The 21162-nt window shown below is 70.9% G+C and carries 15 protein-coding genes; 10 read left to right on the top strand and 5 right to left on the bottom strand.

From position 1 onward, the window contains the following. Nucleotides 1–54 precede the first annotated feature (54 nt). The gene (locus ABVN73_RS09090; protein WP_035675189.1) at nt 55–363 is read left to right on the top strand and encodes a peptidoglycan-binding domain-containing protein; all 309 of its coding nucleotides are present in this window, start codon (nt 55–57) and stop codon (nt 361–363) included. A 9-nt stretch (nt 364–372) separates the two neighbouring features. Here the strand turns inward: ABVN73_RS09090 and ABVN73_RS09085 are convergent, their stop codons facing one another. From ABVN73_RS09085 to ABVN73_RS09070, 4 genes are read right to left on the bottom strand one after another with little or no spacing between them, the layout of a single operon-like run. Continuing rightward, nucleotides 373–1395 carry an ABC transporter substrate-binding protein gene (locus tag ABVN73_RS09085; protein ID WP_183178029.1) on the bottom strand — a complete coding sequence of 341 codons (1023 nt, stop codon included), beginning with the start codon at nt 1393–1395 and terminating at the stop codon, nt 373–375. A 31-nt stretch (nt 1396–1426) separates the two neighbouring features. Then, entirely contained in the window at nt 1427–2266 is an 840-nt protein-coding gene (locus ABVN73_RS09080) for an ABC transporter permease (RefSeq protein WP_353857705.1), read from the bottom strand. Next, on the bottom strand, nt 2259–3032 hold the full coding sequence (locus tag ABVN73_RS09075) for an ABC transporter ATP-binding protein (RefSeq protein ID WP_353857704.1): 774 nt from the start codon (nt 3030–3032) through the stop codon (nt 2259–2261). Before ABVN73_RS09075 ends, ABVN73_RS09080 begins: the two co-directional genes overlap by 8 nt. Continuing rightward, nucleotides 3029–8449, bottom strand: a complete 5421-nt coding sequence (locus ABVN73_RS09070) for an AMP-binding protein (RefSeq protein ID WP_353857703.1) — start codon at nt 8447–8449, stop codon at nt 3029–3031. Before ABVN73_RS09070 ends, ABVN73_RS09075 begins: the two co-directional genes overlap by 4 nt. A 175-nt stretch (nt 8450–8624) precedes the next feature. Here ABVN73_RS09070 and ABVN73_RS09065 point away from each other — a divergent pair, with 175 nt between their 5' ends. Both ABVN73_RS09065 and ABVN73_RS09060 read left to right on the top strand, forming a co-directional pair. After that, the gene (locus tag ABVN73_RS09065) at nt 8625–9044 is read left to right on the top strand and encodes a cupin domain-containing protein (RefSeq protein WP_353857702.1); all 420 of its coding nucleotides are present in this window, start codon (nt 8625–8627) and stop codon (nt 9042–9044) included. Between the two features lie 330 nt (nt 9045–9374). After that, nucleotides 9375–9986: a hypothetical protein gene (locus ABVN73_RS09060; RefSeq protein ID WP_353857701.1), complete on the top strand. Its 612-nt coding sequence runs from the start codon at nt 9375–9377 to the stop codon at nt 9984–9986. 130 nt (nt 9987–10116) lie between these two features. On the opposite strand, the gene ABVN73_RS09055 is transcribed toward ABVN73_RS09060, so the two are convergent. Then, nucleotides 10117–10377 (bottom strand): DUF3126 family protein, encoded by a 261-nt coding sequence (locus ABVN73_RS09055; protein WP_353857700.1) that lies wholly within the window; start codon nt 10375–10377, stop codon nt 10117–10119. A 280-nt stretch (nt 10378–10657) separates the two neighbouring features. On the opposite strand from ABVN73_RS09055, the gene ABVN73_RS09050 reads away from it, so the two are divergent. The 7 genes from ABVN73_RS09050 (at nt 10658) to ABVN73_RS09020 (ending at nt 21161) form a co-directional block, all read left to right on the top strand. Further along, nucleotides 10658–13417 (top strand): SUMF1/EgtB/PvdO family nonheme iron enzyme, encoded by a 2760-nt coding sequence (locus ABVN73_RS09050; protein WP_353857699.1) that lies wholly within the window; start codon nt 10658–10660, stop codon nt 13415–13417. Nucleotides 13418–13659: 242 nt separating this feature from the next. Continuing rightward, a complete protein-coding gene (locus ABVN73_RS09045) occupies nt 13660–15942 on the top strand; it encodes an SH3 domain-containing protein (protein ID WP_353857698.1) in 2283 nt (760 codons plus the stop codon). Nucleotides 15943–16034: 92 nt separating this feature from the next. Then, nucleotides 16035–16712: a TetR/AcrR family transcriptional regulator gene (locus tag ABVN73_RS09040; RefSeq protein WP_353857697.1), complete on the top strand. Its 678-nt coding sequence runs from the start codon at nt 16035–16037 to the stop codon at nt 16710–16712. A gap of 186 nt (nt 16713–16898) precedes the next feature. Beyond that, nucleotides 16899–17771, top strand: coding sequence for an ABC transporter permease (locus ABVN73_RS09035; RefSeq protein WP_353857696.1), 873 nt, complete (start codon nt 16899–16901; stop codon nt 17769–17771). A gap of 52 nt (nt 17772–17823) precedes the next feature. Continuing rightward, nucleotides 17824–18822, top strand: coding sequence for an ABC transporter substrate-binding protein (locus ABVN73_RS09030; protein ID WP_035675146.1), 999 nt, complete (start codon nt 17824–17826; stop codon nt 18820–18822). 26 nt (nt 18823–18848) lie between these two features. Next, the gene (locus ABVN73_RS09025) at nt 18849–19673 is read left to right on the top strand and encodes an ABC transporter ATP-binding protein (RefSeq protein ID WP_353857695.1); all 825 of its coding nucleotides are present in this window, start codon (nt 18849–18851) and stop codon (nt 19671–19673) included. A gap of 195 nt (nt 19674–19868) precedes the next feature. After that, nucleotides 19869–21161 (top strand): hypothetical protein, encoded by a 1293-nt coding sequence (locus ABVN73_RS09020; RefSeq protein WP_353857694.1) that lies wholly within the window; start codon nt 19869–19871, stop codon nt 21159–21161. Nucleotide 21162 lies beyond the last annotated feature (1 nt).

Raw genomic sequence — 21162 nt, 5'->3', positions numbered from 1 at the left:
AAGAAACGCGGCCTCTGCGTTGTTGATCTCCGCAACAAGAAACGGAGAGAGACCATGAACCGCAGCCTGTTCGCCGCCTTCCTGGCCGCCACGGCCTTCGCGTCCCCGGCCTACGCCGCCTGTCCGACGGACAGCATGACGCCGGACATGTACTTCGCCTATGTGGAAGGCATCCAGAAGACCCTGACCGAGCAGGGCTTCCGTCCCGGCGTGATCGACGGGAAGATCGGTCCCAACACCCGCTCCGCCATCCGCGCCTACCAGAAGGCCGCGAAGCTCCCGGTGGACGGCTGTCCGACGCAGGAGCTTCTCGACCACATCAACTTCTCCCAGCCGAAGGTCTACGGGCCGGGCAAGCGGTAAAATCCGCCTTTACTTCACGAAGGTCAGGTCCATGACGGACTTGGCGTCCAGCGCCTTGTCCACTTGGCCTTCGGACTGCCAGAACTTTACCTGATTGACCACGTCGTCGACCAGCAGCTTGCCCTTCGGCTCGACATAGGGCAGGCCGGCGGCGACGACCTCGGGCTTCTGCTTGGTCGCCTCGGCGATGATCGCCAGAAGCTCGTCGTAGCCCGGACCCTTGACCACGGCGCCCGACGCGTCCTTGGCGTTGAAGGCGGCGTGGTACTCGGCCAGCGCGGTCAGGTAGGCGCTGACGAACTTCTCGGCCAGCGGGCGGCGCTGGGCGACGGTCTTCGGGCTGGTGAACAGGGCGCCGAGCTGCCACGGCGTCTCGTCGCCGACCCAGCCCAGGATGGTGCCGGAGCCTTCGGCGGCGAGCTGGCGGGCGACCGTCACCGGGGCGATCACCGCGTCCACCTGACCGCCCTTGAAGGCGGCGACCATCTTCGGCACGTCCTGCATCGCCACCATGGTCACGTCCTTGACCGTGAAGCCGTGCTTCTGGCCGAGCAGGCCGACCATGTAATGGAAGGTCGAGCCGACCGTGGTGATGGCGATGCGCTTGCCCTTGAGGTCGGCCGGCTTGGTCAGCCCGGCGTCATGCGCCGCCTTGGTCGCCACATAGGCGCTGAGCTGGAATCCCGGCTCGTCGCGGCTCTGCGCCGCGATCATGGTGACGGCGCCCTTGGCGGCGAGGTTGTAGAAGCCCGCGGTCAGGCCCGTGACGCCGAAATCCACGTCGCCGGAGGCCACCGCCACCGGCACCTGCTGGGCCGAGGTGAACATCTTCAGATCGACGTCCAGCCCCTCCTTCTCGAAATAGCCCTTGGACTTGGCGATGAAGATCGGGCCGGAGGAGGCCAGCGCCAGCACGCCGATGGAGGTCTTCTCCAATCCCTGCGCCTCGGCGGCGGGCGTCCCGGCCAGCGCCAGGGCCGCAGCACCCATTGCACCCAGAACCAAACGGCGGCTCCAACGCACGACGGTCATTCTCAGTCTCCCTTTCTCGATATTCATTGTCTCACCGCCATTTCAGCAGGCGGCGTTCCAGGATGGACAGCACGGTCCCGATGCTCAGGCCGAGCAGCGACAGAACCAGCACGCCGGCCAGGAGCTGGTCGGTCAGCATCAGGTTGCCGGCGGTCAGGACGAAGGCGCCGATGCCGTATTCCGCCCCGATCATCTCCGCAGCGACCACCAGGATCAGCGCGATGGAGGCGGTGATGCGGAAACCGGCGAGGATGCCGGGCAGGGCGCCGGGAAGCACGATCTTGCGCAGGATCGACGCCCAGGGCAGGCCGAAGCTCTGCGCCATGCGGATCAGGTTGCGCGGCACCGAATCGATGGCGCTGTAGGTGGCGATCACGGTGGGGAAGAAGACGCCGAAGCCGATGGTGGCGAACTTCGACGGTTCGCCGATGCCGAACCACAGGATGAACAGCGGCAGCAGCGCGATCTTCGGGATCGGGAAGAAGGCCGAGACCAGCGGCACGCCGACCGCCCGCGCGACCGAGCCGATGCCCATGGCGAAGCCCACGGCCATGCCGGCCACCGTGCCCATGACCCAGCCGACGCCGATGCGCATCAGCGACGCCTTCAGGTGCTGCCACAGCGACCCGTCCTGCGCCATGGCGGCCAGCGCCGAGGCGACCGCGCTCGGCGGCGGCAGGAACAGCTCGCTGACGAGGCCGAAGCGGTTGGTGGACTCCCACACCGCGATCAGGACCACGAAGGCGAGCAGCGCCGCCCAGCGGTGCGCCTTGACCGTGAAGCCGCCGCCGCGGAAGCGGACGGGTTGCGACGGAGCGGCGGAGCGTTCGGTGATGGGGAGACTGTTGCTGGTCAAAGGGGTGTCAGGCATCGGCGATCTCACGGTCGGCCAGTTGGGCCTCGGCCCGGATCAGGTGCCACAGCCGGTTGCGCACCTCCGCCAGATGGGCCTGGGCGGAGGGCTCCAGCCGCTGGTCGCGCGGCTCCTCGATGGTCACGATCTCGCGCAGCCGGCCCGGACGGCGGCTGAGCACGACGACCCGGTCGGCCAGCCGCAGCGCCTCGTCCAGATTGTGGGTGACGTAGAGGGCGGTCGTCCGCTCGCGCTGCCAGAGCGACAGGAAGTCCTCCATCAGCAGCTCGCGCGTCTGGGCGTCGAGCGCCGACAGCGGCTCGTCCAGCAGCAGCATGGCCGGGCGCACCGCCAGCGCGCGGGCGATGCCGACGCGCTGGCGCATGCCGCCCGACAATTGCTTGGGCAGCGCCTGGCGGAAGTCCCACAGCCCCATGCGGCGCAGGCCGGACTCGATGCGCTCCCGCCGCTCCGCCGCCGACAGCGGATGGTGTTCGAGAACGAGCGACAGGTTGTCCTCGACGCTGCGCCAGGGCAGCAGGGCGAAGTCCTGGAAGATGAAGGTGATCGGGTTCAGGCAGCCGTCCGGCACCTCGCCCGCCACCGCGATGGTGCCGGAGGTGGGGGCCACGATGCCGCCGGCGATGCCGAGCAGGGTGGACTTGCCGCAGCCCGACGGGCCGATGACGGCCAGAACCTCGCCCTCCTGCACCGTCAGGTCGATGCCGTCCAGCACGACGAGGTCGTCGTAGCGGTGGCACAGGTCCTTGATGATAAGCCTCATTGTCCCTTTCCTGTTGCCGACCCCGCCCAGGCGATCAGCAGTTCGTCCCGCGAGGTCAGGCCCGCTTCCGGCAGCGCGTGGTTCACGACGGCCTTGGCGGCGCCGCCGGTCGCTTCCGGCAGGCGGTTCTCCCACATGGCCTGATGGAGCGTGGGCAGCTCGTCCCAGTTACCGAGGTATGTCGTTGGCACACGGACCGCCCCCGACGCAATGACGCGGTTCAGCCCTGCGATTTCCGCAGCGTTCGAAAGATGCGTGCCGACGATGGTCGCGGATGGCATCAGGATGCGGCGCTGGCGCATCCACACCTGGGGCGCGTAAAAGCTGTAGCGCCGACCACTACCGTCGGGGGCCATGTCGCCGCAATAGACGACGCGCCCCGTGTGCGGCTTCACCAGCATGGTGGAGACGGCCAGCGTGTCGCGCCGCGCCCGCTCCACCACCACGTCCGGCATGCCGCGCGGGTTGTCGGCGGCGCGCAGGATGCGGCCCACCGCTTGGCCCAGCGGCTTGAAGGTGTCCTCGGTGAACAGGCGCACGGCCTCCTTGAAGGCGGCCGTCTCGCGCTGCGGGTCGGGCAGGTCCGGCATGGTGTCGGGCCAGTCGAAATGCGGCACGCGGCGCTTGATCTCGGCCAGCGATACGGCGCCGGCCAGCGCCTCGCCATAGCCCAGCGACAGCACGAAGTCGCGCTCGGAATCCCGGTCGGTGACGACGCAGACGCGGGCGCCGGACTCGCGCGCCGCCTCGATGGCCGACAGCGCCATGTCGTCGCGCAGACCCACCGCCCCGGCGCCGTAGAAGACCAGCACGGCCTCGCCGGGGCGCAGGCGGGCGCGGCGCAGCATCGTGGCCGGCTCGGCGGCGCCGGGCTTGCCGAGGAAGGTCATGTGGTAGCCGCTGGACGCGCCGAAGAAGGTCAGCGCGCCGCCCTCGGCCAGCGATTGGAAGGTGCGCGGGAAGGTCGTCTCGCCGGCGTGGCTGACCGCGTAGTCGACGAGCTGGCCGCCGTTGGCGGCGCGCAGTGCGTCGAGGTAGGGGCGTCCGGCCTCCTCCCACGCGGCCCACCGTGCCGGGTCGGCGGGGATGCGGGTGAAGGCGGCCTCGGCGACGGAGCGGTCCACCGCCTCCGCCCCGCGGGCGCGGATCGCGGCGGCGCGGCGTTCCGACGACACCATGCCGGTCACCCTCATGCGCCGGGCCAGCGCCAGTTCGACCGTCCAGGCGCCGGTGCCGCCCGCCGCGCCTTCCACCAGCAGGCGCTTGCCGGGCTGGACGTCGAGGGCCGTGAACAGCGCGCGGTAGCCGGTGCCGGCGGCGAGCATGTAGCTCCCCGCCTCCTCCAGCGCGAGGCCGGGCGGCAGGGGGAAGAGCTGCGGCCCGTCGGCCAGCATGAATTGCTGGTGGCTGCCGTCCGGCGACTGGTAGCCCTGGATGTGGAAGTCGGTGAACATCGGGTCGGCCCCGGCCTCCGGGTCCAGCAGGTCGGAGACTCCGGAATAGACGGCGACCAGATCGCCGACGGCCAGGCGCCCCTGCGCCTGCAACGCCTCGCCCATCCGCACGACCATGCCGACGCCGCCGGAGCCGGTGACGTGCACGTCTTCGTCATGCTCGTCGAACAGCGAGATGGGGATGCCGGTCAGCGCCCAGACGTCGTTGTAGTTGACCTCGGAGGCGAGGACGTAGACGAGCGCCTGGTTGGGGCCGGGCTCGGGGACGGGGATGACGACCTCCGTCTCGGCCCGCGCCGGGTCGCCATGGACGGCCGCTCCCGTTTCCAGGTCGCGCACGACGGCCTGGGCGAGCTGCCAGCGGGGCAGGGGCGTGGCGCCGGGGATGAAGGGGCTCCCGATGGGCAGCACGCCGTCGCGGCTGCCGCGCCGCGGACGGGCGGGCAGGGGCGGCGATTTCTTCTCCAGGAACAGGGCGATGCCCTTCTTGGCGCCGTTCTCGGCGTCGAGGAGGAAGCGGGCGAAGGCATCGATCTCGGCGGCTGAGCCGGCCTCGAAGCCGTCGCGCAGGCCGGTGTCGACGAGCTGGACGATGGTGTCGGCGACCGGACCGCGGCCGACGCTGTGGGCTTGGCGGAGGAGGCGCATCACCTCCGGCCCCCTCCCGCCCGCTTCGCGGGCACCCTCCCCCGCCTTTGGCGGTGGAGGGGAACAGGCCCCCTCTCCCGCGAAGCGGGGGAGGGCTGGGGAGGGGGCATGAGAAGTGGAGGGGGCAAGTGCGGCCTCCCGCGCCATTGTCTTCGCCAGCGTCAGCGCATCGTCCGCCCCCCGCGCCACCACATCCACCAGCCCATACTCCAGCGCCGTCCCGGCGTCGATCTGGCGCCCGGACAGCAGGATCTCCAGCGCTCGCCCGTACCCCCGCTCCGGGTCTTTCCGAAGCAGCAGGCGCGGCAGGCGCTGCGTGCCGCCATAGCCCGGCGGCAGGAACAGGTTGATCTCCGGCTGGCCCAATCGGGCGCGGGGATCGGCCACCCGGACATGGCAGGCCATCGCCAGCTCGCAGCCGCCGCCCAGCGCCACGCCGCGGATCGCGGCGAACACCGGCTTGTCCAGCGCCGCGATGGCGCGGAAGACGGCGTGGGCCTTGGCGGGCAGGGCGCGGGCCTCGCCCTCGTCCCGCACCTCGTCGAGAAGCTGGCGGATGTCGGCGCCGGCCACGAAGGTCCGGCCCGTGCCGGTGATCACCACGGCCCGCACGTCCGCCCGCCGGGCGAGATGGGCGACCAGCGTGTCCAGCTCGTCGAGCAGGCGGTCGGAGAGCGCGTTGACCGGCGGGTTGTCGATGGTCACCGTCGCCAGGCGCACGCCGTCGGCCAGACGGTCGTACTGGACGGACAGGAAGCGCTGCCGTTCGATGAGGGTCTGTTCCTCCGCCCGCTGCTGGCCGCGTTTCCAGGCGGCGATGCGCGCCTCAAGGTCGGTCAGGCATTCCGGGTTGCGCAGGGTGGAGGTGTCGCCCAGCGGCTCCCCGTTCATCATCGCCGTCAGGAAGCGGCGCATGTACTTGCCGGAGCGCGTCTCGGGAAAGGCCGGGACGGCGAGGATGTCGGAGGGGACGGCGACCGCGCCCTTCTCCTGCCGCACCAGATCCTTCAGCCGGCGCTCGTCGTCGGCGGTGATGTCGCGGCCCTTGGCGGGCAGGACGAAGGCGACGGGGGTCAGGCCCTTCTCGCGGTGGGGGGCGCCGACCACGATGACGTTGCCGACCGGGCTGTCGGGGTTGATCTGCTTGTCGCGCAGGATCGCCCCCTCGATCTCCTCCGTCCCCATGCGGTGGCCGGACACGTTGATGACGTCGTCGGACCTCCCGTGCAGGCTGAAGCTGCCGTCCTCGTAGCGCCGCGCGAAGTCGCCCTGCAGGTAGGCCCAGACCGGCTTGCCGTCGGCGTCGCGGAAGCGCCCGAAATAGGTCGTCACGAAACGGTCGAAGTCGCCCTTCCAGCCCGGCTTCCCGACATTCTCCGCGTCGCCCCAGATGGTGCGGGTCAGATAGGGATAGGGGGCGGTGACGACGATCTCGCCCTTCTCCTCCGGTTCGGCGGGGCGGAAGGCGACGCGGCCGGCGGCGTCCGGCTCGCTCTCGGGGACCCAGACGTCGCCGAGAACCCAGGGCAGGGGATAGGTGTGGGCGTCGGCGCGCAGCGGCTGGTCGGGGTTGCCGTAGGGATGAGTCCAGACGATGCCGCCATGCTCCGTCGCCCAATAGCTGTTGATGTATTGCGGAGTCATCACCGCCATCCCGAAGGCCTGGACGGCGGGGCTGGTCGGCTCGGCGCAGAAGGTGGCGACGCGCAGGCTGCCGCGGTCGTAGCGCTCGACGTCGGCGCGGTTCTCCGGATGGGTCATGACCGTCTTCAGGAAGGTTACGCCCGCCTTGAAGATGGTCACCTTGTGCCGCTCGATGATGGAGGCGAAGCGGCCGGCGTTGGGGAAGACCGGCGCTCCCTCCGTCACGATGCCGGGGATGCGGGCGGCGAGGCTGGCGGTGATAAGGTAGCTCTGCCCGGTGATCCAGCCGGGATCGGCGACGACGTAGATGACGTCGCGGCCCGGCAGGGCGTCGAAGCTGACCTTCATGGTGTGGGCGAGCCCGGCGACGTAGCCGCCATGGACATGCACCACCCCCTTCGGCTTTCCGGTGGAGCCGGAGGTGTAGATGATGAACAGCGGATACTCCGCGTCCACCGGAACGCAGGGAACCGCCTTCGCCACGGCGGCGTAGAGCGCCCGGTCGTCCAGCGCGCGCAACGCCTCCATGCCGGCCAAACCAGCGGCGGCGCACAGCTCCGCCTCGGCCTTCGCCAGCAGGTCGTGCGCCCAGACGTCGCGGCCCTCGGTCCAGGGGATGTCGGGCAGACCGGCGTGGCGGACGACGATCACCGCCTCGACGCGCGGCGGGGCAGCGGTCAGCGCCTCGGCGACGCTGGCGCGCAGGTCGGCCACGGTGGCGGCGTCGAGCGTCCCGGCGCGGTCCAGCGCCCGGCCCAGTTCGCGCATCACGTCGGCGGGGGCGACGGTGATCTCGCCCTCCAGCCCGCGGCGCACCGGCTCCATCAGGGCGGTGTCGCCCAGCTTGGCGCGCAGGACCTCCTCGGTGATGCGCAGCGCCGTGGGCAGGGCGACGAAGCGGTCGAGCGCCGGGTCGCTGTAGGCTTCCTTGAAGGGAGCCATCTCGGCGTTGCGGCTGGCGCCGTCGGCGGTGATGACGACGCGGGCGCCGGCGTTCTCGATGCGGTCGGACAGGGTCTTGTCGGAGAAGCCGCCGAAGACGGCGGTGTAGATGATGCCGAGGCGCTTCGCCCCCTCCGTCCAGACGATCTGGTCGAGGATGTTGGGCATGTTCAGCGCGATGCGGTCGCCTTGTCTCAACCCCAGCCCGCGCAGCGCCAGCGCGGCGAGCGCCGAGCGGATCAGCAGCTCGCGCCGGGTCAGCGTGACGTGATGGACCGGGCCGCCGCGCCCGCCGTTGGCCGCGGCGTCCCAGCGGTCGCCCTCGTACCAGTAGGCCGGCTCCGAGCCATGGCCGGACAGGACGTGGCGGTCCACCTCGTTGAAGGCGGCGTTGGTCAGCCCGCCCGCGAACCAGCGGTAGAAGGGCGCCTCCGATCCGTCGAAGGCCTGCGTCCAGGGCGTCCAGTCCGCGCGTGCCGTGGCCTGGTCCGCCGGTTCGCCCGTGGCGGCGTTCCAACCGCGCCACACACCGTCGGCGTCGCGCATCAGCCAGTGCGCGCCGTCGAACCAGTGGATCGTCTCCGCGGCGATGGCGCCGTGGAAGGCGCCGGGATCGGCCGCGCAGGCGGCGCGTTGGCTCTGCCAATCCGCGGCGGAGCGGATGGGATTGACGGCGACGTCCTGCGGCAGCGGCGGCTGTCCGGCGGACTCCGCGACGGCGTGGTCCATGGGTTTCCTCCCGGTCGGGCTCTTTTTCATTGGTGGCCGCGTGTTCTGCGCGGCGGGCATCACTATAGCGCGGCGCGCTGCATCCGCCGCAATGGCGCCGTGCGCGGCGGGGGTATGCCGTATACGCGGCTTTCGGTCATACTCGGTGCAATCAATGACGACGGGAGGAAACGGCATGTCCCAGAACGACGCGCCTGCGAACGATTCGGTGACCTTCGCGGTCAGCCATGCCGATCCGGCGGATTTCAAACGCGACGGTCTGCGGCCCTTCTTCGAGTACCGGGACCTGGGCATCCGCGCCGCCACGGCGGGCAAGGCGAACGCCCACGTCATCCGCGCCCGCCCCGGCGAGGCGTCGCACGGTGGCTGGCACCGCCACGCGCTGGATTTCCAGATGGTCTATGTGCTGAAGGGCTGGGTGAAGTTCGCCTACGAAGGCGTGGGGGAGGTGCACCTGCAGGCCGGGTCCTGCGTGCACCAGCCGCCGGGCATCCGGCACGTCGAGATCGCGCATTCCGACGATCTGGAGATGCTGGAGATCACGCTTCCCGCCGATTTCCCGACCGAAGGGGCCGAGCCCCCCGCCGGGAACTGACATCCCCGTTTCCTCCGAAAAAAGTGCCGGTCGCACCCGACGCGGAAAGCGACGGTGCGGCCGGCCAGATGCTTTGGAGGAATCGCCGCCATGGCCACAGGGAACGACGCGGCCACGGGACGCTTCGTTGCAAAGGAAAGCAATGCCCGTGCCAGAGCTTGGCCGGGGCGCGGAGCGGCGGATTTCCGCGGTTTTGCGGAGCCTCCCCGCGCCCCGGCTGTCCGGATGTCCGGACAGGTGCCTGGAATGCCGGACGCCGCCCCGCTGGCAAGTTGCGCGCGCCGGAGGTATTAGGACGGCGTACGGCGGCGTGATGAGGATGCGGACGGGATGCCCGAGGTCGAGATCTCCCGCGAGGACACGGGGCAGGCGGCGGTGTTCGAGGCGTCGCCGTCCAGCGTGCCGCCCCAGCGCTACGCCCATCTGCTCTACGCCGCCCTGTTGCTCGCCGGCTTCGTCGTGGTCGCCGAACTGACGCTGGAGCCGACAGCCTCGATGCTGCGCTGGCTGGGCATCCTGTGCGCGATCCCGCTTCTGCTGATGTGGGTGATCACGCTGCTGCGGGCGGCAAGGCGCAGCGCCGTGCGGCTCGTGGTGGCGCCGGATGGGCTGACCGCCCATGGGCAGCTGATCCCGCACAACACCATCCGCGGCGTGGCGCTCTACCCGCCGCAGGGCAAGCGCCCGCTGTTCGTGGCGCGCATCCAGACGATGACCCCGCAGCAGCACGAACGGGAGCTGGCGCTGGCCGGCGGCGACGTGGACATGGAGGAGGAGAAGCCGGGAAGGGGACGGCGTCCGCGTGCCGGCTACCGGCTGCTTCTTCTGCGCCGGAACCATCTGCCGGCGCTTATCCTGGTGCGCGGCCTTACTCTGTCGGGCGGTGAGACGCTGATGGCCGGGCTGGCCGCCGAACTGCGCCGCCACAGCCGGCCAAGCTGACATCGGGCCCGAGTTTCATCGGGCCTGAATTTTATGCGCCCAGAGTCTATATGGCCCGGGTTTGATTGGCCCGCGGGCAAGCGCCCCTCCCGCCGGGCGGCGGGAGAGGACCGCGCTGGAAAAGGCAGGCTCAGCGACGGGTTGTCGGGGCGGCCGGCAGGTCTTCTTCCAGAATGACGACGTGCAGGGCGTAGGAGACCTCACCCTCGTCCACGTCGCGGTGCAGGGTGCCGACGAACTCGTCGCCCAGCATGACCTCCGCGGACTGGCCGGCCTTCTCGGGCGGCTGGATGATGATCTTGTCGTTGCCGAGAGTCTTGCGCAGATAGGTCTGCACACGGGCGATTTCGGTTTCGGTCATCTTGGCGACCGTCGGCTTGGCGGGCGGCATGGCATGATCCCTGTGTTGTCGAAGGGGTCATATAGAAACCTTTCGGGCAAAGGGAAAGCACAACCTCGCCCTGGATCGCCCCGGAATGCGGCGGACCGCGCATTCGCCGCGCCGTCCGCCGCCGGCCCCCGTCTTTCTTGCGGGTGGCCATGCCCCCGCCTGTGGAGAGGCCTTCGCCGGTTTTGTGCTCTGGTTCCGCGGGGTGCGGTCGAATACTGGATGGATCGGAACGCGGGGCGTTGCCGCCCCACCGTCCGGTGACCCATGGCATGGGGTGACCATGGCTGCGCGCCTTCACCGTTTCGTCTCGTGCCGCCTCCTGCTGGCGCTGACCGCCGGCCTTCTGCTGGCCGTGGCGGCGTGGACCGTGCCCGCTCCGGCGGCCACCGCGCCGGAGCAGCGCATCGCCCTGGTCATCGGTGTCGGCGCCTACCGTCACGCCACCGAACTGCCCAACCCGCGCAACGACGCCCGCGCCATGGCGGCGGCCTTGCGCAAGCTGGGCTTCGCGGTGGAGGAGCGCTACGACCTCGACAACCGCGGCATGGCCGAGGCGTTGCGCGGCTTCGGCATCCAGGCGGCCCAGGCCGACGTGGCGCTGCTCTATTTCGCCGGCCACGGCATGCAGGTGGGCGGCACCAATTTCCTGATCCCCGCCGACGCCCGGCTGGAGCGCGAGCGCGATCTGGTCTACGAGGCGCTGCCGCTGAACCTGCCGATGGGCGAGCTGGCCCAGGCGCGCAAGCTGGGCATCTTGATCCTGGACGCCTGCCGCAACAACCCCTTCGCCGACCGTCTGGTGCGGTCCGGCACCAAGAAGACGGAGGTGCATTCCGGCTTCGCCCGCGTCGACGACACGCCGACCGACACGCTGGTCGCCATGGCCACCCGCGCCGACGCGGTGGCCGAGGACGGGCAGGGCGACCACAGCCCCTACACCGCGTCGCTGTTGAAGAACTTCGACGTGCCGGGGCTGGAGCTGAGCCTGTTCTTCCGCCGCGTGCGCGACGACGTCATGCAGATCACCCAGGGCCGGCAGGAGCCCTTCCTCTATGGCTCGCTCGGCGCCGCCCCCTTCTACTTCAACCCGCTGCCCGAGAACCGGCCGCCGCAGCTCGCCGCCTTCAAGACGCTGGAGGTGTTCGACCGCGGCGGGACGGAGGGGCTCGGCATCGCGCGGCCCAGCGATCCCGACAACGACCAGCTCTTCGCCCAGGTCACCGGCCTGCCGCGCGGCGGCGGGGTGCGCATCGGCGACCGGGTGGTGCTGATCGGCGACTACCTGACGCTGGACCAGCTCACCGCCGCGACCTTCCGGGCCGACGCCACCCACCTCGGCGACGCCGGCAGCTTCGAGTTCGCGGTGATGGACGGGCGCGGCGGGGTGGCGCGGGGCGCCGTGCCGATCCTCATCAAACCGAGCAACCGCCCGCCGGTCGCCGTCGCCGAGCGCAGCGTGCGCGCCGTCGTCAACAGCCTGCGGCTGGAGGTGCCGACCGACCCGGACGGCGATCCGCTGACCTTCACCGTCAGCGCCGTGCCGGAGCGCGGCAAGGTCCACGACGGCACCACAACGCTGAAGCCCGGCGACAAGCTGGCGCCGGAGCGGCTGACCGCCCTGACCTTCGACCCGGAACGGGCGCCGGCGGGCCGCGCCGGGGTGTTCAGCGTGCTGGTCGAGGACGGGCGCGGCGGGCGCACGACGATGAGCGCACTGCTGGAGGTGGAGGAGGCCGGCGCCGCGCCGCCGCAGGCCGATCTGGAGGAGTCGCTGTGGCGCCGCGTGCGCGACAGCCGCGACGCCGACGCGCTGGACGCCTTCCTGCGGCTCTTCGGCACCGGCCCCTTCGCCGCCCCGGCGCGGGACCGGCTGAACCGGCTGCGCGCCGAATCGGCCAAGGTCGCCGCAGCCACCGCGGCGGGCGGGGCGGGGAGCAGCGGGCCCTCCGGCAATGGTGCCGGCAACGGCGCGGGCAGCGGGGCGCCCGGCGGCAAGGCCACGCCGCCGCCGGAACTCCAGCTCGACACCACCGGGGAGGGGGTGTACGTGGCCGTCGCCGACGCGGAGCTGCGCGCCGGGCCGGACGCGCGGTCGGAGCGGGTCGGCGCCCTCGCCAAGGACGGCGCGGTGCGGGTGCTGGGCCGGGTGGCCGACGCCGACTGGTACCGGGTGGCCCTGGATGACGGCACCCAGGGCGGCGTGCAGGGCTTCGTCCGCGGCCCCGCGCTGCGCCCCGCCGGGCCGGAGGACCGCCAGCGGCTCGCGCTCGCCGCGCCGGCCCAGCCGGGAGGGTCGCAGGGGCGGGCGCAGGGCAACGGCAGCAGCTTCCAGGACTGCCCCGCCTGCCCGCCGATGATGCGCATCCCCGCCGGCAGCTTCGTCATGGGCAGCGAGCGCGGCGACGCCAGCCAGCGCCCGCCCCACCGCGTCACCTTCGCCCGTCCCTTCGCCATCGGGGTCTACGAGGTGACGGTCGCCAACTGGCGGGCCTGCGTGGAGGGCGGTGGCTGCGCCGCCATGCCGCGGATGCGCAACCCCTCCGACGACACGCCGGTCCACAACATCCACGTCGAGGACGCGCTGGCCTACACCGAGTGGCTCAGCCGCAAGACCGGGCAGCGCTACCGCCTGCCCAGCGAGGCCGAGTGGGAGTATGCGGCGCGCGGCGGCAGCGCCGCGCGTTTCGCCTGGGGGGACAGCCTGACGCCGGGGGCGCGGCTGGCCAACTGCCGCGACTGCGGCGGGGCCGCCGACCGCGCCCTGCCGGCGCCGGTCGGCAGCTTCCAGCCCAACGCCTTCGGCCTCTACGACACCAGCGGCGGCGTGGCGGAATGGGTCGCCGACTGCTGGAACCCCGGCTACAAGGGCGCCCCGACGGACGGCAGCGCCTGGACGGAGGGGGATTGCCGCAAGCGGGTGCTGCGCGGCGGCTCCTGGCGGGACGGGCAGGACGCCATCGCCGTCACCGCCCGCATCGGCTACGACGCCGACGTGCGCTACTTCGCCGACGGGTTGCGGGTGGCCCGCGACCTCAACTGACTCCGCGCGCGTTCGTTGGTGGGACGCACCGTCTGCGGATGGGACCCCGGCGCCCCCGAAATTGCAGAAATCGGTGTTGGGCCAATGCGCTAGACTTGGCCGTTCAAGGCATGGCGATCTGCGGAGCGGACGGCCCGAAAACAGGAGGCCGCTGGCGGCTTCGACCAAATTCGTTACAGCCGCCGCGGCCCGTGACTCCCTAAAGGGGTGGTCAAAGAAGGTTTGAAGTGGAGGGTATCGACGTGTTGCGCTGGCCCCGGAGCGCCGTTTGGACCGTTGCGCTGGTCCTGGTGACGGCGAACACCGCCTTTGCCCCCCAGGCGCTCGCCGACGACAAGCGCGTGGCGCTGGTGATCGGCAACGCGCAGTACCAGGAGGGCGGCCCGGCCGCCGGGGTGGGCGCCAACGCCGCGGTCGTCGCCGACGCGCTGCGCCGCGCCGGCTTCACCGTCACCGCCGCCGAGAACCTCGACCACCGCGGCATGGTCGCGGCGCTGAGCCGGTTCCAGGACGCGCTGGGGCAGGCCGACCTGGGCTTCCTCTACTACTCCGGCGTGGCGCTGAGCCTGTCGGCCAAGGGCTTCCTGGTGCCGGTGGACGCCAAGCCCGGCTCCGAATACGACGTGATCTTCGACACCATCGAGCTGGATTACGCGCTGAAGGAGATCCAGCGCAGCGGGCGCAAGGCCGTCGCCGTGTTCGACCCGGTGCCCGCCCACCCGCTGGCCGACCGGCTGGCATCGGCGATGGGCGAGGAGGGGCGGTCGGTCAAGCCGGCGCTGGCGGCCCCGGCGGCGCTCGACAACCTGTTCGTCGTCTACTCGCACCGGCCCGGCACGCCGCCCGCGACGGCGGCCGGCAAGGGGGCGGACGCCTTCTCAACCGCCCTGGCGCAGGAGATGGTCAAGCCGGGCGTGCCGCTGCGCGACGCGCTGGCCGAGGTCGCCCGCACCGTCGTCGGACGCACGCGGGGGACGCAGCATCCCTGGCTCCAGGACCGGCTGGGCGCGGACCTCGTGCTGGTGCCCGGCCCGCGCGCGCCGTCCGCCCCCGCCGTCGCCCGGACGGAGGAGGCGCCATCCGCCGTGGCGGCGACGACTCCTGAACCCAAGGCAATCGAACCCAAGCCGCTGCCGCAGAAGGCGGAGGAAAAGCCCGCCGCCCCGGCAGTCGCCGAGGTCGAGGTGGACCCGCTGAACGAGAAGCGGGTGGTGACGCGCGACACCAACCTGCGCGCCGGTCCCGACACCAAGGCGGCGGTCGTCGGCACGCTGCGCCACGACAGCGAGGTCACGGTCACCGGGCGGACCCGGCGCAACGGCGGCTGGCTGCGCGTCGAGCAGGACGGCAAGACCGGCTTCGCCTTCTCCAGCAACCTCGCCAGGCCGGAGGAGGTGCCGGTCGCCTCCGCCCAACCCACGACGCCCCAGCAACCGCCCCAGCCGGCGATGCTGGCTCCCGGCGTCTACACGGTGGCGCGCGACGCCAACCTGTTCGCCCGCCCGGTGCTGGGCGCCCGCAGCCTGCGCGACCTGGAGCAGGGGCAACGGGTGACGCTGCTCCAGGCGGCGCCCGACTCCGGCTGGGTGCTGGTGCGGGATTCGTCGGGGCAGGAGGGCTACGTCACCACCGGGACATTGGCGGGCCGGTCGGGCGAAGCGGTGTCCATGGGCGGTGCGGCGCCCAACGCCTACCCGCCGCCCACGGTGGTTCGCAACGATGTCGACCCGGCGGCCGGCGCGCTGTCCGGCACGACCGGCCCGACGCGGCTGGCCGCCCTTCCCGATGGTGGCGGGGACAGCGCCGCCGGGCGCTCGACGACCGGCGCGGACCCGGTCGTCGCCGGGCTGGCCGAACCGTACCGCGATGCCGTGCAGGCGGGCCGCAACGCCGCCGCCCGTGCCGCGCGCTCCGCCACCGCCGGGCGCGGGGCGGAGGCGAAGGCGCGCGAGGCCCAGGCCGCCGCCCGCCGCGCCGCCGGTCAGGCCCGCGGCGGGGAGTCGGGCTACGGGGTGCACCGCTTCCCCAACGGCGACGTCTACGAGGGGGCTTGGAACCGCGGGCTGGGCAACTTCTCCCTTCAGGGCACGATCAGCCGCAACGGCGTCGGCGTCTACCGCTTCGCCAACGGGCAGGTCTATGAGGGGGAGTGGAAGGACGACCAGATGTCCGGCTACGGCGTCCTGGGCTTCCCGTCCGGCGACCGCTTCGAGGGGACCTTCGTGAACGCCGTGCCGAACGGGCCGGGCGTCTACCGCTTCGCCAACGGCGATTCCTACACGGGCGAGGTCCGCCAGGGCCGGGTGGACGGCCATGGCGAGCTGGCCTTCACCAACGGCGAGCGGTTCAACGGCGTGGTGGTGGACCGGCTCCCGGCGGGGCCGGGCGAGCTGTCGATGCGCGGCGGCACCCGCCATGTCGGGCAGTTCCGCGGCGGCATCCAGGACGGTCCGGGGGCGGCCATCGACGCCGCCGGTGCCATGCAGCCCGGCATCTGGCGCGGCGCGACGCTCTTGAGCCGGTAACGCCGCTTCGTCTTTCCGTTTCGGCTGATATGCTCCACATTGGAACGGATTGCGGCTTGCCCTCCGGCCGCGCCATGCGAGGACCGGCCTGGATGGACACGCTGACCGACCCGAAGAAGAGCCTTTCCACCTCCAAGCCGGCCAAGCCCGCGAAGGTCACCCGCGACCCGGAGGGCACCCGCGCGCGCATCCTTGCCGCCGCGACGGAGGAGTTCGCGCGCCATGGGCTGGGCGGCGCCCGCGTGGAGCGGATCGCCGAGGTCGCCGGCACCAACAAGCGCATGCTCTACTACCATGTCGGCAACAAGGAGAGCCTGTATCTGACGGTGCTGGAGGGCGCCTACGAGCACATCCGCGCCACCGAACGCACGCTGAGCCTGGAGACGCTGGACCCGCCCGCCGCCATCGCCCGGCTGATCCACTTCACCTGGCAGTATTTCCTCGACCATCCCGAGTTCATGGCGCTGCTGAACATCGAGAACCTGCACCGGGCGGAGCTGCTGAAGACCTCCGACAAGGTGCACGCCATGCATTCGCCCTTCGTGCAGATGATCGCCGACGTGCTGGAACGCGGTGTCGCCACCGGGATCTTCCGGGCGGGGGTGGACCCGGTGCAGCTCTACATCTCCATCGCCGGGCAGTCCTATTTCTACCTGTCCAACGTTCACACGCTGTCGGTCATCTTCGGCCGCGACCTGCTGGCCGAGGAGGCCAAGGCGGAGCGGCTGGACCATATGGTGGAGCTGATCCTGTCGTCGCTTCGGGCGTGAGCCCGCTGGCGGCTTCCATGCCGGCCGTTCCGGGCCGGTGGTTTCATCATGAATAATCCGCATACCTGACCATCCGTCCTACCCATTTGGCAGGGTTGACCGCTTTGCCGTGCCGGGCTTACTTTTAACCAGCCGGTTAAAAGAGCGCCTCGCGTCGGCGCCGCAACGACCGGGGGAGGAGGAGCGATGGCTGTCGATGCGGCGGCTCACGGGACTGCGTCCCGTGGCGGTTCCGCTTCGGGAACGGCGGCGCGACGGGGCGGGGCGGGTGCCACGCTGCTGCGTCTGCTCAATTCCGGCTGGTTCCGGCCGGTGCTGTTCCTGGTGGTCCTGACCGTCCTGTGGGACCTGTCGGTGCGGATCTTCGCGATCCCGCCCTATCTGATACCGAAACCGGGCGACGTGGCCTTGGCGCTGGCCGCGGACTGGGACCAGCTTCTGGCGGCGTCGGTGCCGACCACGCTGGCGACCTTGGGCGGCTTCGCCCTGTCGGTGCTGTTCGGCATTCCCATCGCCATGCTGATCGCCGGGTCGAAGACGGTGGAATCCTACGTCTACCCGCTGCTGGTCTTCTCGCAGTCGATCCCCAAGGTCGCCATCGCGCCGCTGTTCGTGGTGTGGTTCGGCTTCGGGCTGCTGCCCAAGGTGATTTCCGCCTTCCTGCTGGCTTTCTTCCCCATCGTCGTGTCGGCGGTGCAGGGCTTCAAGTCGGTGGACGGCGACATGATGGACCTCGCCAAATCCATGAAGGCGACGCGCCTTCAGACCTTCCGCATGGTCAGCCTGCCGCACGCCCTGCCGGCCATCTTCGCCGGCCTGAAGGTGTCGATCACGCTGGCCGTGGTGGGCGCCGTGGTGGGCGAGTTCGTCGGGGCGAATTCCGGCATCGGCTTCGTCCTGCAGCGCTCGATCGGCAATTTCGAACTTCCCCTGATGTTCGCCGCCCTGGTGGTGCTGGCGCTGATCGGGGTGGTGCTTTTCTGGGTCATCGACGTGATCGAGCGGCTCGCCATCCCCTGGCACGCGAGCCAACGCCACAACTACATCCCGACGTCGTAACGCCGACCACAAAACCAACAGCGACGCCGGACACCTTTCGGGAGGAGACGAGATGAAACGGACGCTCTTCGCGGCGCTCTGCGCCCTCACCGCCACGACGCTTCCGGCCCAGGCCGCGGACAAGGTCGTGCTGATGCTGAACTGGTACGTGTATGGCGAGCACGCCCCCTTCTACTACGGCAAGGACAAGGGCCTGTACGAGGCCGAGGGCATCGACCTGGAGATCCAGGAGGGCCGCGGGTCGGCGGTGACGACCCAAGCGGTGGCCGCGAAGACCGTCGATTTCGGCTACGTCGACGTGCCGACCATGATGAAGGCGGCGGTGAAGGGCGCCCCGGTGACCTCACCCGGCGTGCTGCTCCAGACCAGCCCGATGTCGGCCATGGGCTTCACCGACAAGAACATCCGCAAGCCCGAGGACATCAAGGGCAAGACCGTCGCCATGACGCCGGGCGACAGCATGTCCCAGATCTGGCCGCTGTTCCTGAAGAAGACCGGCCTGAAGGACAGCGACTTCCGCGTCGTGTCCGGCGACGCCCAGACCAAGCTGAACGCCGTCATCAACGGGCAGGCCGACCTGCTGCTGGGCTACGTCATGGACCAGAGCATGAAGATCAAGGACGCCACCGGCAAGTCGGTGACGCCGATCCGCTTCGCCGACTACGGCGTCAACATGGTCTCCTCCGGCATCATCGCCCACACCGAGACGCTGAAGGACAAGCCCGACCTCGTGAAGCGCTTCATGGCCGCCACGACCAAGGCGGTCGAAGGGGCGGAGAAGAACCCGAAGGAAGCCGTGGCCGCCATCCTCAAGGCCAACCCCAAGGGCGGCCAGGAAGCCACCCTGCTGGAGGGCTTCGAGCTGACCACGCCGCTCTACCGCACGGCGGAGACCAAGGGGCAGCGGCCCTTCCGCGTCACCGACGCCAACATGGCCGAGACCGTGGACCTGCTGGTCGAGTACGGCGGCCTGGACGCCGCGGCGAAGAAGAACCCGAAGGCCTTCTACACCCGCGACTTCCTCCCCGATCCCGCCGCGGCGGGCCAGTGAGGCCGGACGGACAGGAGAGCAGGGACATGGCTCAGCCCCAGTTGAAAGTCGTCGGCTCGGCCGAAACGGCCCGCCTGTCGCAAAAGACCCTGATCCAGATCGACGGCGTGACCAAGACCTACCGCACCCGCGACGGGGAGGTGCCGTCCCTGCGCCCGATCACCTTCGACGTGCGGGACGGGGAGTTCCTGGTGGTGGTCGGCCCGTCCGGCTGCGGCAAGTCCACGCTGCTGAAGCTGGTCGCCGGCCTGCTGCCGGTCAGCGAGGGCGCCATCACCATCGAAGGCACCACGGTGACCGAGCCGCACGACGACGTGGGCATCGTGTTCCAGAGCCCGGTGCTGCTCGCCTGGCGGACGGTGCTGCGCAACATCATGATGCCGGTGGAGGTCCGCGGCCTGCCGCGCGACAAATATCTGGAGTGCGCCCGCGCGCTGATCCGCATGACCGGGCTGGAGGGGTTCGAGAACAAGTACCCCTGGCAGCTCTCCGGCGGCATGCAGCAGCGCGCCTCGCTGTGCCGGGCGCTGGTCCACGACCCGAAGATCCTGCTGATGGACGAGCCGTTCGGCGCGCTCGACGCCATGACGCGGGAGAAGATGAACGTCGAGCTGCAGCGCATCCAGCACGAGACGGGCAAGACGGTGCTGCTGATCACCCACTCGATCCCCGAGGCGGTGTTCCTGGCCGACCGGGTGATGGTGATGTCGGAGCGTCCCGGCGCCATCGCCGCGACCTATGAGGTGCCGCTGCCCCGCCCGCGCTCGCTGGACGTCATGGGGCACCCGGTCTTCATCGAGTTGACCCAGCGCATCCGGGCGCATTTCAACGCCCAAGGGCATCTGGATTGAAGGGGACGTGTGGTGATGGATGAGCCTTGCCCCCTCCCTGACCCTCCCCCGCCTTTGGCGAGGGAGGGGATTGACACCCTCTCCCGCGAAGCGGGGGAGGGAAGGGGCCCGCGGCAAAGCCGTGGGAAGGGTGGGGGCCCCGCCCCCCTCATCACCATCCGTGCCATCGACCTCTATGAACGCCCCGTCCGCTTCGTGAAGCCCTTCCGCTTCGGCAGCGTGACGGTGGAGGCGGCTCCCCAGGCCTTCGTCCGCGCCTTGGTCCATGTGGACGGCGTCGGCGAGGCGTGGGGCGGTACCGCCGAGATGATGATGCCGAAATGGTTCGACAAACGCCCGGACCGCAGCCCGGACGAGACGGTGGACGGCCTGCGCCGCTCCCTGCGCCTCGCCCGCGACGCCTACGGGACGGACCGGGCGGACAGCGCCTTCGGCCATCACGCGGCGGCCTACGGGACGCAGCGGACGGCCTGCCGCGCCGCCGGGCTGCCCGACCTGACCGCCGCCTACGGGCCGGCGCTGATCGACAAGGCGGTGCTGGACGGGCTGCTGCGGGTTCTGAACACGGATTTCTTCACCGGCATGCGGGCGAACCGCGCCGGGATCGACGCGCGGCTGACGCCGGATCTGGCGGGCTTCGACCTGGACGGCTTCCTCGCCGGGCTGGAGCCGCGAACCTCCGTGGCGCTCCGCCACACCGTCGGGCTGCTTGACGATCCGGAGGCCCTGCGCGCCCTGCTGGCGCGGGAGCGGCTGGTCCGCTTCAAGATCAAGCTGGGCGGCGATCCGTCCGCCGACCTCGCGCGGCTGACCGAGATCGCCGGTGTGCTGGACGCGGCGGCGGGCGACTACCGCGCCACGCTGGACGGCAACGAGCAATACGCGGACGTCGCGGCCCTCGCCGCCTTCGTGGACGGGCTGGAGCGCGAGCCGGCGCTGGCCGGGTTCCGCGGGCGCCTGCTCTACATTGAGCAGCCGGTGGCGCGGGAGCGCGCGCTGGAGGCGCCGCTGGGCGCCGTGGCGGAACGCATCCCCTTCATCATCGACGAGTCCGACGACGGCTACGACGCCTTCCCGCGCGCCCGCGCCGCCGGCTATAGCGGCGTGTCGTCCAAGTCCTGCAAGGGGCTCTACAAGGCCGTCCTGAACCGGGCGCGCTGCGCCGCCTGGGGGGCGCCGCACTTCATCGCCGCGGAGGACCTGACCTGTCAGGCCGGGCTGGCGGTGCAGCAGGACACGGCGCTGGTCGCGCTGCTCGGCATCGCCGACGCGGAGCGCAACGGTCACCAGTACGGAAACGGCTTCGACGGAGCGCCGGAGGCCGACGCCTTCCTCGACGCGCATCCCGGCTTCTACACCCGGCAAGACGGCACCGTCCGCCTCGCCACGGCGGGCGGCAGCCTGCCGACCGAAACCCTGGCCGTCCCCGGCTTCGCCAGCGCGGCGCAGCCCTTGTGGGACCGCCTGTCCCCTCTGCAAAACGAATAAT

The sequence above is a fragment of the Azospirillum formosense genome (assembly GCF_040500525.1).
Lineage (GTDB): Bacteria > Pseudomonadota > Alphaproteobacteria > Azospirillales > Azospirillaceae > Azospirillum > Azospirillum formosense_A.
The sequence above is the reverse complement of the archived record's forward strand: the minus strand, read 5'-3'. Positions and strand labels throughout refer to the sequence as shown.

What these genes read in the sequence shown, in the direction of transcription:
- ABVN73_RS09090 (WP_035675189.1), top strand. Translation starts at nt 55, where the DNA reads ATGAACCGCAGCCTGTTCGCCGCCTTCCTGGCCGCCACGGCCTTCGCG.
- ABVN73_RS09085 (WP_183178029.1), bottom strand. Translation starts at nt 1,395, where the DNA reads ATGACCGTCGTGCGTTGGAGCCGCCGTTTGGTTCTGGGTGCAATGGGT.
- ABVN73_RS09080 (WP_353857705.1), bottom strand. Translation starts at nt 2,266, where the DNA reads ATGCCTGACACCCCTTTGACCAGCAACAGTCTCCCCATCACCGAACGC.
- ABVN73_RS09075 (WP_353857704.1), bottom strand. Translation starts at nt 3,032, where the DNA reads ATGAGGCTTATCATCAAGGACCTGTGCCACCGCTACGACGACCTCGTC.
- ABVN73_RS09070 (WP_353857703.1), bottom strand. Translation starts at nt 8,449, where the DNA reads ATGGACCACGCCGTCGCGGAGTCCGCCGGACAGCCGCCGCTGCCGCAG.
- ABVN73_RS09065 (WP_353857702.1), top strand. Translation starts at nt 8,625, where the DNA reads ATGTCCCAGAACGACGCGCCTGCGAACGATTCGGTGACCTTCGCGGTC.
- ABVN73_RS09060 (WP_353857701.1), top strand. Translation starts at nt 9,375, where the DNA reads ATGCCCGAGGTCGAGATCTCCCGCGAGGACACGGGGCAGGCGGCGGTG.
- ABVN73_RS09055 (WP_353857700.1), bottom strand. Translation starts at nt 10,377, where the DNA reads ATGCCGCCCGCCAAGCCGACGGTCGCCAAGATGACCGAAACCGAAATC.
- ABVN73_RS09050 (WP_353857699.1), top strand. Translation starts at nt 10,658, where the DNA reads ATGGCTGCGCGCCTTCACCGTTTCGTCTCGTGCCGCCTCCTGCTGGCG.
- ABVN73_RS09040 (WP_353857697.1), top strand. Translation starts at nt 16,035, where the DNA reads ATGGACACGCTGACCGACCCGAAGAAGAGCCTTTCCACCTCCAAGCCG.
- ABVN73_RS09035 (WP_353857696.1), top strand. Translation starts at nt 16,899, where the DNA reads ATGGCTGTCGATGCGGCGGCTCACGGGACTGCGTCCCGTGGCGGTTCC.
- ABVN73_RS09030 (WP_035675146.1), top strand. Translation starts at nt 17,824, where the DNA reads ATGAAACGGACGCTCTTCGCGGCGCTCTGCGCCCTCACCGCCACGACG.
- ABVN73_RS09025 (WP_353857695.1), top strand. Translation starts at nt 18,849, where the DNA reads ATGGCTCAGCCCCAGTTGAAAGTCGTCGGCTCGGCCGAAACGGCCCGC.